Origin of the sequence: Mesorhizobium sp. M0663, from assembly GCF_040320585.1 — a bacterium.
Lineage (GTDB): Bacteria > Pseudomonadota > Alphaproteobacteria > Rhizobiales > Rhizobiaceae > Mesorhizobium.
This window is the reverse complement of record NZ_JAMYPX010000001.1, coordinates 352605-367092: the sequence shown is the minus strand read 5'-3', so window position 1 is coordinate 367092 and position 14488 is coordinate 352605. Positions and strand designations below refer to the sequence as shown.

Genomic DNA, 14488 nt, shown 5'->3' with positions numbered 1-14488 from the left:
CCAGGAATGATGGAGCAGCATGATGGCAATTTGCGCCGCCTTCTATCGCAAGACATTGGAGACGCTTGAAATCTATTGGGAACTGGTTCGCGTGATCGTTCCGGTTGCGATTGCCACGCGGCTGCTGCAGGACCTTGGCGTCATCCAGGCGATTTCTCCGTTCTTCTCCCCGCTCATGTTGCAGGTGGGGTTGCCACCTGAACTCGCCTTTGCCTGGCTGACGGGATTGCTGGTCGGGATCTGGGGCGCGCTTGTGATCGTATTCACCTTGGTTCCGGTTTCGGCGCTCAGCACTGCCGACATGACGGTTCTTTCGGCTCTCTTGCTGTTTGCACATGCCATTCCGATCGAGCAACGGATCATTCAGAGGGCCGGGCCGAGCTTCCTGGTCACCGCGGCGCTTCGTATTGGCGGGGGTTTGGTCTTTGCTGTCCTTCTGCATCAGATATTCACCGTGACCGGATGGCTGTCAGGACGGGTGAAGCCAGCGTGGATGCCGACGAATGAAAGCACCGACTGGGGCGGCTTTCTCCTGGGTACGCTCAAAACCCTGGGCATCATGCTCGTTGTTCTGCTTGCGCTGAGCTGGGTGATCGAGCTTCTCAAGATGTCGGGCATTTTGGAGTGGATGAACAGAGGGCTTGCACCGCTCTTTCGGCTCGCCGGCATCGAAAAGCAGACGGTACCTTTCGCCGCTGTTGGCCTGTTTCTCGGGATTTCCTATGGCGCAGGACTGCTGATCCGCGAGGCGCGCACGCCTAGCGCGGAGCCGCGTCAGATATTCCTCGCCTGCGTGTTCATGGGTTTTGCCCATAGCCTCATTGAGGATACGTTGGTCGTTGTCACACTTGGCGCTGATGTTACGAGCGTGCTTCTCGGTCGCCTAGCGTTTGCCGTGCTCGCGACCGCCGTGATCGCAAAAGTAATCAAGGCGGTTCCCGACGCTCTTTTCTTCAAGACACTCTTCCACAAGGAAGAAGACAGTCCGCGCAATCGGATTTCGGAGCCCGCGATTAGCGGGCCGTTGACGTGAGCCCTCCTTACGCAGCAGCCGACATGTGTGTCGCATCGCTATCGGGACAGGACGCGGCTACCCCTCTCCCGACAGATCGCGCCGCGCCTTGTCGAGTTCCTCGGCATAGCGCCGCATCAGGTGGCCTTCGGTCAGCAGACCGACCACCTTGCGATCGGTGAAATCTTCGACCACCGCCAATTCCTCGGCGCCGGCGCGCTGGAAGGTCTCGGCGGCCGTCTGCACGTTCATGCTCGGCACCAGCACCGCATCCCTGAATTTGGCGAAGGACAGCACCGGCATCTCGTCATCCGACAAATGGCTGTGCAATTCGGCGACGATCAGCACGCCGACATAATGCAGGTCGGCGTCAACCGCGATGACGCGCTGCGAGGCACCGAGCGGCACCTGCTTGCGGAATTCCGCAAGCGTCGTCGAGGCGTCGATGGTGCGGACATCCTTTCGCATCATCGAGCCGACAGTCAGGCTCCGCATCCAGCCGACATCATGCGCGCTGCGGATCGTTTCGCCGCGCAGGTGAAAGCGCCATGTCGAGAAGGAATAGCCGAACGTTTCGCGCACCAGGATCGCCGCCATGAGCGAGGCGGCCAGCACCACGCCGGTCAGCGTCAGGTCGCGGGTCGATTCCAGCGCCAGGAAGGTCATCGTCAACGGGCCGCCGACGACGCCGACGGCGAGCGAGGTCATGCCGACGACGGCGGCGACGGCAGGGTCGATGCCGGTCGCCGGCGAGACGAATGCCATCGCGCCGGCAAACATCTTGCCGAGCAGCGCGCCGAGAAACAACGAGGCAAAGAACAAGCCGCCGCGGAAGCCGGAGCCGAGCGAGATCGCCGAGGCCGCCAGCTTCAGCACGAAGACGCTGGCCACCACGGCCAGCCCGTAATTCATCGCGAATTCGCGGTGCAGCGCGCCATGGCCGCTGGACAGGACCTGCGGCGTGACCAGCCCCAGCAGCCCGACCATCACGCCGCCGAAGGCGGGGCGCAGCGAGGCGTCGATCGACAGCCGGGCAAAGAGGCGCTCGATCAGGCTCACCAGATGCATGATGGCGATGGAAGCACCGCCGCCCAGAAGCCCGAGCAGCATGAACGGCAAATACTGGCTGACGGTGAGCTGCGGCAGACCGGCGAGCTCCAGCGGAAACGGCACGCCGCCGAACACCTCTGCGGTCAGCGAGGCCGAGATCGCGGCGGCCATCACCGGCGCAACATTGGCGACCGAGTAGATGCCGATGACTAGCTCGAAACCGTAGAAGGCGCCGGTCAGCGGCGCGTCGAAGGCGGCGGCGATCGCGCCGGCGGCACCGCAGCCGACCAGGATGCGGACATCGTTGCGGCGCAGCCTGAACAAGCGCGCCAGCCGCGACGCCAGGCCCGAACCCACCTGCGTATAGCCGGCCTCGAGCCCGACCGAAGCGCCGAAGCCGCTCGAGATCATCGTCTGCCCGGCGATGATGAAGGTGTCGGTCAGCGACATGCGGCCGCCATAAAGCGCGTTGGCTTCGATCGGATCGACCGGCGTGCGGAACTTCCGCTTTCTCAGCCAGATCACCGTCAGCCCGAGCAGGATGCCGCCGATCGCCGGGATCAGCGCCTGCTCCGGCCTTTGCAGCGAAAACATCGCCGAAAGCCGACCGCCGGGCTGAACGCCGAACATAAGCCCGTGCAGGACCTGCACCAGTCCGCTCATGCCGGTGACCAGCGCACCCGCCATCACCCCGACCAGGGCAGCCAGAATGACGACGGCAATACCGCGCGCCTCGAGCAGCGGGATCGATCTGATCAGCACCGCGCGCAACCGGCGGGCATAGACTTGCGGTTCGTTTCTGGGCGGTTCGTTTCTGGAAAGCACCGGGGCGGCTCGCCGATATTCGTGGGTGCCTGATACCCTCGGCAACATCGCGTGGCAACATGCAGGCCGCCGAGGTGTCATGCCCGCGTGATGCTGCGGCGATAAACCCCATCTTCATCTCGGGGAGCCGCGTTGACGTAAACGTCAACCCGAAGCTATATGCGCCGGCGACCGTGATCGCGAAATGCGCAAGACGGCGACTTCGGCCAGATCGAAGTGTCCCGGATCGAAGTGCCAATGAGCGACAAACGCAACGAGACGAGGAGAACCGCCATGGGCGTTCAGGAAATTGCCGACAAGATCAGCGCGCGCGTGGCGAGTGCCGGGTTCGACCGTTCCGTGAAGTTCGATACCGGCGGCGACGGTGTCATCGTCATCGACGGCGCTGATGTCTCGACCATCGACGGGCCGGCCGACTGCACCATAAAGCTTTCGCTCGACGATCTGGACTCGCTGATATCAGGCGACCTCAACCCGACCATGGCCTTCATGTCCGGCAAGATAAAGGTCGAAGGCGACATGAGCGTCGCCATGGCGCTCAGCCAACTGATCGGCTGATCGCTTGAGGTGAAACAAGCCGCCGCACGATGGCGGGCGGCTTGCTTCGAACCATCAGGCAGCGAGCGGCAGTCTCTGCGCCTTCAGCTTGCGCCCTGCCGCCTTCAGCGTGCCTTGCGCGCCGTCGAGTGCGCCGACAACCAGTTCCCGCGCCAGCAGGCGGTGCCGCTCGTAAGGCCCCGGCATGGCCAGCGAGCCGGTCTTTGCGGCCGAAAACCCGAAGCGCTCGTAATAGGGCGCGTCGCCGACCAGCAGGATCGCCGCATGGCCAAGCCGCTCGGCCTCAGTGACCGCATGGCGCATCAGCGCCGAGCCGATGCCGGCATTTTTCAGCGCCGGGTCGATCGCAAGCGGGCCGAGCAGCAGCGCTGCCGTGCTGCCCTCGCCCAGCACCACGTCCCACAGCCGCACCGTGCCGGCAACAGTGCCCGACGCGTCGCGCGCGACAAAGGCCAGGCCCTCCGAAGGCCGGCGGCCGCGCCGCAGCTTTTCCGACGACTTCTTCCGGCGCTTCGGCCCCATGGCGCGATCGAGCAAAGCCTCGCGAGCCGGGACGTCGGCGGCGGTTTCGGCGACGACCGCAATCTCCCCCCTCGAGGGGGAGATGTCGCCGAAGGCGACAGAGGGGGTTGTCGCGCGTGAAGCGCCGGCCTCCATCTGCGGCAGGAGGCCGAGTCCAGTCGAACCGACCCCCTCTGGCCGCTTCGCGGCCATCTCCCCCTCGAGGGGGGAGATTCCCACGCCTTCAACGCTGAGATCTGCAATGTTCATTTCCGCGATCCTTCACAAGCGGATTGTTCCACAGGCGAGCCCGGGCGGGCGACAGGCGCCCACCGGGGATGATCTGAGCAACTCTTGCGAGCCCTCAGATCACGTAGGATCGGAGAGGCTCGAAGCCGTTGAAGGCGACCGAGGCGTAGGTCGTCGTGTAGGCGCCGGTGCCCTCGATCAGCACCTCGTCGCCGATGGTCAGCGATAAGGGCAGCGGGTACGGCGTCTTTTCGTACATCACGTCGGCCGAATCGCAGGTCGGGCCGGCGAGCACGCAAGGCGCGGTCTCGCTGCCGTCATGCGCGGTGACGATCGGATAGCGGATCGCCTCGTCCATGGTCTCGGCAAGACCGCCGAACTTGCCGATGTCGAGGAACACCCAGCGCACATTGTCGTTATCGGCCTTCTTCGAGATCAGCACGACCTCCGACTTGATCACCCCGGCATTGCCGACCATGCCGCGGCCCGGCTCGATGATCGTCTCGGGGATGGCGTTGCCGAAATGCTTCCTGAGCGCCGAGAAGATCGCCTGGCCATAGGCCTGCGCCACCGGCACATCCCTGAGATAGCGGGTCGGGAAGCCGCCGCCCATATTGACCATCTTCAGCACGATGCCTTCGTCGGCCAGCGTCGCGAACACCTTCTTGGCGTCGGCCAGCGCGCGATCCCAGGCGGTCAGGTCGGTCTGCTGCGAGCCGACATGGAATGATACGCCATGGGCGTCGAGGCCGAGCGCCCTGGCATGGCGCAGCACGTCGACCGCCATCGCCGGCACACAGCCGAACTTGCGCGACAGCGGCCATTCGGCACCCTCGCCGTCGGTCAGGACGCGGCAGAACACACGGGCGCCGGGAGCGACGCGGGCGATCTTCTCGACCTCCTCGACGCAGTCCACCGCAAACAGCCGGATGCCGAGCTGGTAGGCGCGCTGGATGTCGCGCTCCTTCTTGATGGTGTTGCCGAAGGAGATGCGGTCCGCCGGCGCACCGGCGTCCATCGCCATCTCGACTTCGGCAACGGAAGCGGTGTCGAAGGACGAGCCCATCGCAGCAAGCAGGCGCAGGATTTCCGGCGCCGGATTTGCTTTCACCGCATAGTAGATCTTGGAATCGGGAAGCGCCTTCTCGAAGGCGCGGAAATTGTCGCGCACGACATCGAGGTCGACGACGAGGCACGGGCCGTTCGGACGTCGGGTGGCGAGAAAGTCAAGGATGCGCTGGGTAGCCATCGGGGTCTCTCCATCAGCGCCTTTCGGCGCGCACAAAGGCTTGCGGACGCGGGCTCTCGGCCTCGCGAACACGCGGTGGACAAAGGCGGGACGGAAATCCATGGAACCAGCCGGTGGAGACCCCGGAACCATGAAGCGCCGTCTCGCGGCGGTGAACCTTGGCCTTGCCCGGCCTCGGTTCGCTTTGTCTGCCTTGGCTTGGATGGGAGACCCGTCCGCACTGCCGGCAATGAAGGTGTGCCTCTTCAGTAACCCCGGTCTTTGGACGACCGGCAGAACACCAGAAAGGCCCGCACCGTCGTTGCTTCAAGGTGTCCTCGGTTGGCGGTTGGCCGCTAAACCGACTGGAGGGGTTGGCTCCAGTTACCTTACCGATTGCCCTCACCATTCGAGGATCGGCGGACACCCACAGGCACGTGCGACTTTGGGCAAGCGCGATATAAGATCGAAAGATTTCACAATCAATAAAAATCGTATCGCAGGTTGTAAAATTTGTGGCATCGAACAATGCTGCGGGACCAGAAGAACAATGCTGCGGCAAGCACACCCGGATATCGAACGCATGACAGGCACTCGCGGCCCGCTGAACGCTTTTCTCGATCTTGATCAAGTCCCTGTTACCAATGCGCAATCCGGCCCGCTTGCCGGCTTGCGGTTGGCCGTCAAGGATATCTTCGACGTCGCCGGGTACCGCACCGGTTGCGGCAATCCGCAGAAATACCGCGAAGCCTCGCCGGGCACGGCCACCGCGCCGGCCGTCCAGACGCTGCTTGATTCGGGCGCCCGCTTCGTCGGCAAGACGCAGACCGACGAACTCGCCTTTTCCCTGCTGGGGCTGAACGCGCATTTCCCATCGCCGATCAATCCGGCGGCACCCGACCGCGTCACCGGCGGCTCGTCCTCGGGTTCTGCTTCTGCAGTCGCCGGCGGGCTGGCCGATATCGCCACCGGCTCCGACACCGGCGGCTCGATCCGTGCGCCGGCAAGCTTCTGCGGCCTGATCGGCCTCAGGACCACGCATGGCCGCATTTCGCTCGACGGCGCCATGCCGCTGGCGCCTTCGCTGGACACGTTCGGCTGGTTTGCCAGGGATATCGTCACCTACGAAAAGGTCGGCACGGTGCTGCTCGGCGACGATCCGCACCGCCACGAACTGGTACGCCCTCTTGCCCTCGACGCGCTGGACAGCCTCGTGCTCGGCCCGCTGGAGGCCGAGGAATATCGCGCCATGGTCCGCAGTGTCGCTTCGGTGCTGGGCGCGCCGCGCAGCGTTGGCCCGCTGTCGCATTCCACCGACGATCTTTATTGGTGCTTCCGCAAGCTGCAAGGCTATGAAGCCTGGCAAAGCCACGGCGCCTGGATCGCTGGCGGCGACCGCATGCTGGGACCCGGCGTCAAGGAGCGCTTCGAGCATGGCGCGACCGTCGGCCCGGCAACCGCGCAGCACGAAACGGAACGTCGCGTTTCGTTTCGCCTCGAGCTTACCGACCTGCTTGGCGAGGACGGCGTTCTTGTGCTTCCGACCGCTCCGGGTGCCGCGCCGCTCAAGGCCGAATTATTTGATGATTTGCAGATCTATCGCGAGCGCGCGCTGAGATTGCTGTGTCTTTCCGGCCTGTCTGGATTTCCGCAGATCACGCTGCCGCTCGGCAAGACCGGCGGGGCGCCGTTCGGTCTTTCGCTGCTCGGCCCGAAGAACAGCGACCGGCAGTTGATTACGCTCGCCGCCCGCATCCTTTCAGCCCACCAAGGAGGCGCATGACATGGATACGCTGACCCGCATGCGCGCCTTCATCGATGTCGTCGAGGCCGAAGGCTTTTCGGCGGCGGCACGCAAGATCGGCCGCTCGAAGGCGCTGCTGTCGAAATATGTGCGCGAGCTGGAGGACGAGCTCGGCGCGCTACTGCTCAACCGCACCACCAGGCAGTTCTCGATGACCGAAGCCGGCCACACCTATTACCGGCGCGCCTCGGAGATCGTGCGCGAGGTCGACAGCCTTGCCGATGCGGTGCGCGAATCCTCCGGCGACGTGCGCGGCAGGATCAAGCTGTCGGCGCCGCGCACCTTTGCCGACGCGCCGATCGGCCAATCGCTGATCGACTTCGCCAAGCAGCATCCCGACATCGTGCTCGACATTCATCTCGACGACCGCTTCGTCGATCTGGTCGAAGAGGGTTTCGATCTGGCAGTGCGCATTTCGCGGCTGGAAAATTCCTCACTGATCGCCAGGCGCCTGGCGCCGTTTTCGGTACGGCTTTGCGCGTCTCCCGAACTGATCGCCAAGCACGGCATGCCGGTCAGGGCGCAAGACCTTGCCCGCGTGCCTTGCATCATCGACACCAATGGCCGCTGGCTCACCAACTGGCCGTTCAAGGGCGACGGTGCCGATACGGTGAGTGTTTCGGTCTCCGGCCCGATCGAGGTCAACAGCCCGATGGCGGCGAGGGCGGCCGCCGTGGCTGGACTGGGGTTTTCCATCCTGCCGGATTTTATCGCCGCGCCCGACATCGAAAGCGGCAAGCTGGTGACTGCGCTGGATGACCGCATTCTGCCCGGCGGCGGCATTTTTGCTGTCTATCCGCACCGGCGCTATCTGCCTGCAAAAGTTCGCGTTTTCGTCGACTTCCTGGTGCAGTGGTTCAAGACGCTGGACAACGCATGAGCTTTCAGCCGCGTTGCGGTCCCATTTTCGCCCGCTTTCTGGTAACTGTCGGCAATTCACCGAAGCCGATTGAATCGCGACCGAGAATGCACCTGAAACGGCAAGCAATGATGCTGGCTTCGGCCTTGACCGCGACGTTTGCCGCCGTCGGACCGGCTGAGGTGCATCCCCACGTCTTCGCTGAAGCCCGCCTCGAAGTGGTCCTCGGCCCGGATCACCAAACTGTGAAGGCATTGCGCCATGTCTGGCGCTTCGATGATTTGTTTTCGAGCACGGTGATGATGGAGTTCGACAAGAATTCCGACCTGAAACTCGACGACAAAGAGCTGAAGGATGTCGCCGACACCGTCCATGCCTCGCTTGCCGAGTTCAACTATTTCCAGCTCGTCACCGTCGACGGCAAGGACGTGGCAATGACCCCGCCGCCTCATTTGATGGCCAATTTCGACAATGACCAGTTGATCATCCTGTTTGAATCTGAACCGAAGGTGCCGATCAAACTGAGCGGCAAGATAGATATCGGCGTCTACGACCCGACCTTCTACACCGCGATCGATTTCACCGAGGATGCCAATCTGCAGGTCGATGGGTTGCCGCCGACCTGCACCAGCAAGGTTGTCCGCCCGAACCCGGACGAGGCGATCGCCCAGAACCAGAAGACCCTGACCGAGGCCTTCTTCAACGATCCGACAGGCACCGACATGAGCAAGATCTTTGCCACCAAGCTTGAACTGACCTGTCAGCCGGAAGGATAGATCCAGTGACCAAACCGTCCCTGCGTTTGGCATTCGGTCTTCTGGCCGTCGCCTTTGTGATGACGCACTTCCTCGGCTCCGCCCACGCCCAGAGTTCACTCGGCATCGGCACCAATGACGGCATGGCTCCAACCGCCACCGGCCCGTTCGCCCACATCCTGATGTGGATCAATCTGCGCCAGCAGGAATTCTATCATGCGCTTGCCGGCGCGATGAAGGCGATGCGCCAGGACGGTAGCAAGTTGTGGCTGCTCATCGGCCTGTCCTTTGCCTATGGCATTTTCCACGCCGCCGGCCCCGGTCACGGCAAGGCGGTGATCTCTTCCTACATGGTGGCCAATGAAGTGGCGCTCCGGCGCGGCATCATGCTGTCCTTCGTCTCGGCCCTGCTGCAGGCGCTGACCGCGATCGTGGTGATGCTGGTCGCCTATTTCTTGCTGCGCGGCACTGCTGTCTCGATGACAGACGCCGCATGGTTCCTCGAAATCATGAGCTATGTCTTCGTCACTCTGTTCGGCGCCTGGCTGCTGTGGCGCAAGGCCGGCCCGGCCATCCTTCGCCTGTTCGGCGCAAATCCGGGCTACAGCCTCTCGGCCGCCCATGCCGGCCATTCACACGCCGGCCATTCACATGCCCATGCGGCACATTCCCACGCGCTTGATGCGCATGACCACCACGATCATGCGCATGACCATCACGATCACGGCGCCCACGACCACCACCACGCCCATGCTGCACACGATCACCACAGCCATGCGGCGGGCGAGGTCTGCGAGACGTGCGGACACTCGCATGCGCCCGACCCGGCGCTGCTTTCCGGTGATCGCTTCGATTGGCGCACGGCCTGGTCGGCGGTGGCCGCCGTCGGCATCCGCCCCTGTTCAGGCGCACTGATCGTGCTGAGCTTCGCCTTGCTGAATGGGCTGTGGTTCGGCGGCATCCTTTCGGTGCTGGCCATGGCGCTCGGCACCGCAATCACCGTCTCGGCCCTGGCGACGCTTGCGGTGACCGCCAAGAACTGGGCGGTGTATTTCGCCGGCGACGGCCGCATGGGCAACCGCATCCATTCCTTCGTCGAGATCGGCGGCGCCGCCTTCGTCTTCCTGTTCGGTCTGCTGCTGCTCTCGGCCAGCCTGACGACCGGCGGGTGACGTCCAGGCGCGACTCTCCCTTCTCCCCTTGTGGGAGAAGGTGTCGCCGAAGGCGACGGATGAGGGGTGTTCCAGCTTGGCGCCAACAGCGCTCCGTCCAGCACCCCTCAACCGTCTTGGCGCTGCGCGCCAATCCACCTTCTCCCACAAGGGGAGAAGGAAGACGGCGCCACGTTAAATCCTGCCCCCCAACTCGTCCTCGATATGGACGCGGATGATCTCGTCGAAGCTCGTTTCGGCGGCAAAGCCAAGCTCCCTCGAGCGCCGCGCCTCGAAGCGCGTCGGCCAGCCCTTGACGATCGCCCAGATCGTCTCGTCGGGCTCCTCGCGGATCAGTTTGGCCGCCTTGGCGCCGGCGACACGTTCCAGCGCCTCGATCTGTTCGCCGACGGTGACGGCGACGCCCGGCATCGTCAGGTTGCGGCGCGGGCCGACGGCGGCGCCGTCGATCTGAGCCGCATGGATCAGGAAATTCACCGCCGAACGCGGGCTGGCGTGTGTGTGGACGACCGAGCGCGGCACCGGCAGGATCGCTTCATGGCCGCTCAGCGGCTCGCGGATGATACCGGAGAAGAACCCTGAGGCCGCCTTGTTCGGCTTTCCCGGCCTGACGCAAATGGTCGGCAGCCTGATGCCGATGCCGTCGAAGAAACCGCGCCGCGTATAGTCGGCAAGCAGGGCCTCGCCGATCAGCTTCTGCGTGCCGTAGGAGGTCAGCGGCGTCGGATGGAACTCGTCCGGAATGATGTCGGGAAACGGCGCGCCGAACACGGCGATCGACGAGGTGAACACGACGCGCGGCGCAAATGCCGCCAGCCGAACGGCATCGAACAGCGCCCTGGTGCCGTCGAGATTGACGCGGTAGCCGAGATCGAAATTGGCCTCCGCCTCACCCGACACCACGCCGGCGAGATGGAAGATCACGTCGGGGCGCAACGCGACCAGATTTGCCGTCGCGCCGGGCGCGGCAAGATCGCCGGTGTGGGCGGTGATGCTGATGCCTTCGAGCACCGGCGCCTGCGGCGGCACGATGTCGTGAAGGTCGAGCGCGGCGATCTTGCGGCGGCCGAGCGTCCCGTCCTTGGCCAACCTGGCGATGAGCTTGCGGCCGACCATGCCTGCCGCGCCGGTAATCAGAATGCGCATGTCACTTTCCCTTTTTGCGCTGGCTGCGGCTACGCAGCCAGAACACGACGAAGATTGCCACCATGAAGATCGCCGCGACGACGCCGGCAAGAACCGTCGAGACCTTGCCGACCGCCAGCATCACTGTTGGAAGATAATAGGCTGCGATGCCGAACAGCAGCAAAACCCAGGCGGCGCCGATTGCCGCATTGCGGGTGTCGCGGTCCATCACGCGGCGCCAGGGTGGCGAGAGTTCATGTCGATCGTTGCCAATGCCCAGAACTCCCGAAGTCAGTGATAATGGCCGCGGTGCGGTGCCGTATCATGCGCATGCTCGTGCTCGTCATCATGCTCATGTCTGTCTGCCACATTGACCGAATTCCGGTTCGACCGTGGCATGGGCTATGCCATGTTCCGCCGCAAGCCGCTTCTTGATCGCGCTTACCGCCATATGCGCATCGACGCCGTCATTGAGGCAGGCATGCAATGTCGCCATGTTGCTGGAGCCGTCGAGCGACCAGACATGCATGTGATGCACCTCGCGCACGCCCTTGACCGAGCCTTCGATATCCCTCGCGATCAGGTCGCGGTCGAGGCTTGCCGGCACGCCCTCGAGCAGGACGTGAGCTGCCTCGCGCATCAGCGACCAGGCCGTGGACAGGATCAGCAGCGCGACAAGCACCGACAGGATCGGATCGATGGGCGTCCAGCCCGTCGCCAGGATCACCAGCGCCGCCACGATCGCCGCGGCCGAGCCGAGCAGGTCACCGAGCACGTGCAGGATGGCGCCGCGCATGTTCAGGCTGCCGCGGTCGCCGCCATGCAGCACGTAGAACGAGCCGAGATTGACCAGCAGGCCGGCGATCGCGACGACCAGCATCGGCCCGCCGAGCACCGGAGCCGGCGCTTGCAAGCGGCCCCAAGCCTCGTAGACGATCCACAGCGCGATGGCGAAGATGGCGATGCCGTTGGTGTAGGCGACCAGCGTCTTGACCCGGCCGAAGCCGTAGGTGAGGCGCACGGTCGCCGGCCGGCTCGCAAGGTGAAAGGCATACCAGGCAAGGCCGAGCGCGACGCAATCGGCAAGCATATGGCCGGCATCCGCCAGCAGCGCCAGTGAACCGGTGAAGATGGCGCCCAGCGTCTCGGCGACCATGAAGCCGGCGGTCAGGCAGGCAGCGATCAGCACGCGCTTCTTGTCGGTCGAGCCGTGCACATGACCTGCGCCATGGCTGTGGTCGTGGCCCTGCGAAGCGTGGTCGTGGGTATGCGCCATCTATAGCCCCTGCTAGAGCCTAATCCATCCCGGCAGACTTGGGATGGAGGCTCTGTCTTCTTGTTTGACCATGATCTTATCCGAAAACCGGCGTCCACTTTTCGGGATCATGGTCAGGCGCCGAACTCGGCGCGGAAATCCTCGAGCCGCCGCTTCTGCTGGCCCTCGCTGTCGAAATTAGCCGGATCGAGCCACGCCTCATAGGCTCTGCGCAGATCAGGCCATTCCCTGTCGATGATCGAATACCACGCGGTATCGCGGTTTTCGCCCTTGACCACAAGATGCTGACGGAAAATGCCTTCGAACTTGAAGCCGAAACGTTCCGCCGCGCGCTTCGACGGCTCGTTGCGGTTGTTGCATTTCCATTCGTAGCGGCGGTAGCCAAGCTCGTCGAAGACATACTTCATGAACAGGAACTGCGCTTCCGTCGCCGCCGGCTTACGCGAGATCAGCGGGCCCCAATAGATGTTGCCGATCTCGATGACGCCGTAGGCGGCGTCGATGCGCATCAGCGTCTGGCGCCCGGCGACCTTGCCGCTGGCCTTGTCGATGACCGTGAAGAACAGCGGGTCTTCGCTGGCTTCCGCCTTGTCCAGCCATGGCTGGAAGGCGGCGCGGCTCTCCGGCGGGTAGTCTGGCAGCCAGGCAAAGCGGCCGTCGACATCGGCCACCGACGAGGCCTCAAACAGTCCGTCGCCGTGCTTTTCGGCGTTGAGCGGCTCCAGCCTGACAGTTCGCCCCTCCAGCACCTTGCGTTCGGGCCGCGGGCGCGGTTGCCAATTCTTGAGATTTTCCGACACCGAAAACTCCAATCCGTTTGACTTTTGCGGGCGGACGCTCACAAAAACGCACGCTCGCTGAAAGAACCACACGGACAGGAAAAATGCTCCACACGATTTCGGCCTTCGACCGCCTCGGCGAGGAAAATGCGTTCGCAGTGCTGGCGCGTGCCACGGCACTTGCCCATCAGGGCCGCGACATTGTCAATCTCGGCATCGGCCAGCCCGACTTCAAGACGCCGCAGCACATCGTCGAGGCCGCGATCAAGGCGCTGCGCGACGGCCATCACGGCTATACGCCGGCCAACGGCCTGCTGGCGACGCGCGAAGCGGTGGTCCGCCGCACGCTAGCCACCACCGGCGTCGAAGTCTCGCCCGAAGCGGTGATGATCCTGCCCGGCGGCAAGCCGACCATGTTCGCGGCCATCCTGATGTTCGGCGAGCCGGGCGCCGAAATTCTCTATCCCGATCCCGGCTTTCCGATCTACCGCTCGATGATCGAGTTCACCGGTGCTGCCCCCATCCCGGTGCCGATGCGCGAGGAGAACGGCTTTGCCTTTTCGGCTGCGGAGACCTTGGCGCTGATCACCCCGAAGACCAGGCTGCTGATCCTCAACTCGCCGGCCAATCCGACCGGCGGCGTCACGCCTCGCGCCGAGATTGAAAAGCTGGTCAGGGGGCTGCAAGCGCACCCGGACGTCGCCATCCTCTCCGACGAGATCTACGACGTGATGACCTATGACGGCGAGACGCACTGCTCGCTGCTCGCCTTCCCCGAAATCCGCGACCGGCTGATCGTGCTCAACGGCTGGTCGAAGACCTGGGCGATGACCGGTTGGCGCATGGGCTGGTCGATCTGGCCGAATGGCGACAAGGGCGCGCATCTCTACGACAAGGTGCGCAAGCTGGCGGTCAATTGCTGGTCCTGCGTCAACGCGCCGAGCCAGTATGCCGGCATAGCCGCCATCGACGGCCCGCAGGACGACGTCGACAAGATGATGCGCGCCTTCGACCGCCGCAGGAAGGTCGTGGTCGAGGGGTTGAATGCCTTGCCCGGCGTTTCCTGCATCACGCCGAAAGGCGCCTTCTATGCCTTCCCCAATGTTTCCAAGACCGGCTGGAAGGCCAAGAAGCTCGCCTCGGCGCTGCTCGAGGATGCCGGCGTGGCGCTGATCGGCGGCCCCGATTTCGGCATTCTCGGCGAAGGCTATGTCAGGCTGTCCTACGCCAATTCCGAGGAGAACATCCTGCGCGCGCTGGAGCGGATCGAGGCGTTCCTGGCGAAGTGAGGACGA

Annotated in this window: 13 protein-coding genes and 1 pseudogene; 7 read left to right on the top strand and 7 right to left on the bottom strand. The window is 64.0% G+C overall.

Annotated features, from left to right (window positions below; all coding sequences use genetic code 11):
• Positions 1 to 22 precede the first annotated feature (22 nt).
• Positions 23 to 1033: a nucleoside recognition domain-containing protein gene (locus NKI54_RS01815; protein WP_352633639.1), complete on the top strand. Its 1011-nt coding sequence runs from the start codon at positions 23 to 25 to the stop codon at positions 1031 to 1033.
• A gap of 57 nt (positions 1034 to 1090) precedes the next feature.
• Here the strand turns inward: NKI54_RS01815 and NKI54_RS01810 are convergent, their stop codons facing one another.
• A complete protein-coding gene (locus NKI54_RS01810; RefSeq protein ID WP_502896888.1) occupies positions 1091 to 2824 on the bottom strand; it encodes a chloride channel protein in 1734 nt (577 codons plus the stop codon).
• 336 nt (positions 2825 to 3160) lie between these two features.
• On the opposite strand from NKI54_RS01810, the gene NKI54_RS01805 reads away from it, so the two are divergent.
• Entirely contained in the window at positions 3161 to 3445 is a 285-nt protein-coding gene (locus NKI54_RS01805) for an SCP2 sterol-binding domain-containing protein (protein ID WP_352588487.1), read from the top strand.
• A 54-nt stretch (positions 3446 to 3499) separates the two neighbouring features.
• On the opposite strand, the gene NKI54_RS01800 is transcribed toward NKI54_RS01805, so the two are convergent.
• Entirely contained in the window at positions 3500 to 4102 is a 603-nt protein-coding gene (locus NKI54_RS01800) for a GNAT family N-acetyltransferase (protein WP_352588490.1), read from the bottom strand.
• 208 nt (positions 4103 to 4310) lie between these two features.
• Positions 4311 to 5444 carry an ornithine/lysine decarboxylase gene (gene odc2 / locus NKI54_RS01795; RefSeq protein WP_023675424.1) on the bottom strand — a complete coding sequence of 378 codons (1134 nt, stop codon included), beginning with the start codon at positions 5442 to 5444 and terminating at the stop codon, positions 4311 to 4313.
• A gap of 562 nt (positions 5445 to 6006) precedes the next feature.
• Here odc2 and NKI54_RS01790 point away from each other — a divergent pair.
• The 4 genes from NKI54_RS01790 (at position 6007) to NKI54_RS01775 (ending at position 10013) form a co-directional block, all read left to right on the top strand.
• Positions 6007 to 7206, top strand: coding sequence for an amidase (locus NKI54_RS01790; protein WP_352690500.1), 1200 nt, complete (start codon positions 6007 to 6009; stop codon positions 7204 to 7206).
• A 1-nt stretch (position 7207) separates the two neighbouring features.
• Positions 7208 to 8107 (top strand): LysR family transcriptional regulator, encoded by a 900-nt coding sequence (locus tag NKI54_RS01785; protein WP_352588045.1) that lies wholly within the window; start codon positions 7208 to 7210, stop codon positions 8105 to 8107.
• A gap of 86 nt (positions 8108 to 8193) precedes the next feature.
• Entirely contained in the window at positions 8194 to 8862 is a 669-nt protein-coding gene (locus NKI54_RS01780) for a DUF1007 family protein (protein WP_352564924.1), read from the top strand.
• On the top strand, positions 8859 to 10013 hold the full coding sequence (locus tag NKI54_RS01775; protein WP_352634304.1) for a nickel/cobalt transporter: 1155 nt from the start codon (positions 8859 to 8861) through the stop codon (positions 10011 to 10013). Before NKI54_RS01780 ends, NKI54_RS01775 begins: the two co-directional genes overlap by 4 nt.
• Positions 10014 to 10187: 174 nt before the next feature.
• Here NKI54_RS01775 and denD read toward each other — a convergent pair whose 3' ends face one another.
• The 4 genes and pseudogenes from denD to NKI54_RS01755 form a co-directional block, all read right to left on the bottom strand.
• Positions 10188 to 11159, bottom strand: a complete 972-nt coding sequence (gene denD / locus NKI54_RS01770; protein ID WP_352633644.1) for a D-erythronate dehydrogenase — start codon at positions 11157 to 11159, stop codon at positions 10188 to 10190.
• Position 11160: 1 nt separating this feature from the next.
• Positions 11161 to 11367 (bottom strand): hypothetical protein, encoded by a 207-nt coding sequence (locus NKI54_RS01765; RefSeq protein WP_352448198.1) that lies wholly within the window; start codon positions 11365 to 11367, stop codon positions 11161 to 11163.
• Between the two features lie 62 nt (positions 11368 to 11429).
• Positions 11430 to 12414: pseudogene (locus tag NKI54_RS01760) on the bottom strand (cation diffusion facilitator family transporter).
• 113 nt (positions 12415 to 12527) lie between these two features.
• Positions 12528 to 13214 carry a GNAT family N-acetyltransferase gene (locus tag NKI54_RS01755; protein ID WP_352633648.1) on the bottom strand — a complete coding sequence of 229 codons (687 nt, stop codon included), beginning with the start codon at positions 13212 to 13214 and terminating at the stop codon, positions 12528 to 12530.
• 83 nt (positions 13215 to 13297) lie between these two features.
• On the opposite strand from NKI54_RS01755, the gene NKI54_RS01750 reads away from it, so the two are divergent.
• The gene (locus NKI54_RS01750; RefSeq protein WP_352488769.1) at positions 13298 to 14482 is read left to right on the top strand and encodes a pyridoxal phosphate-dependent aminotransferase; all 1185 of its coding nucleotides are present in this window, start codon (positions 13298 to 13300) and stop codon (positions 14480 to 14482) included.
• The last annotated feature ends 6 nt before the right edge of the window (positions 14483 to 14488 follow it).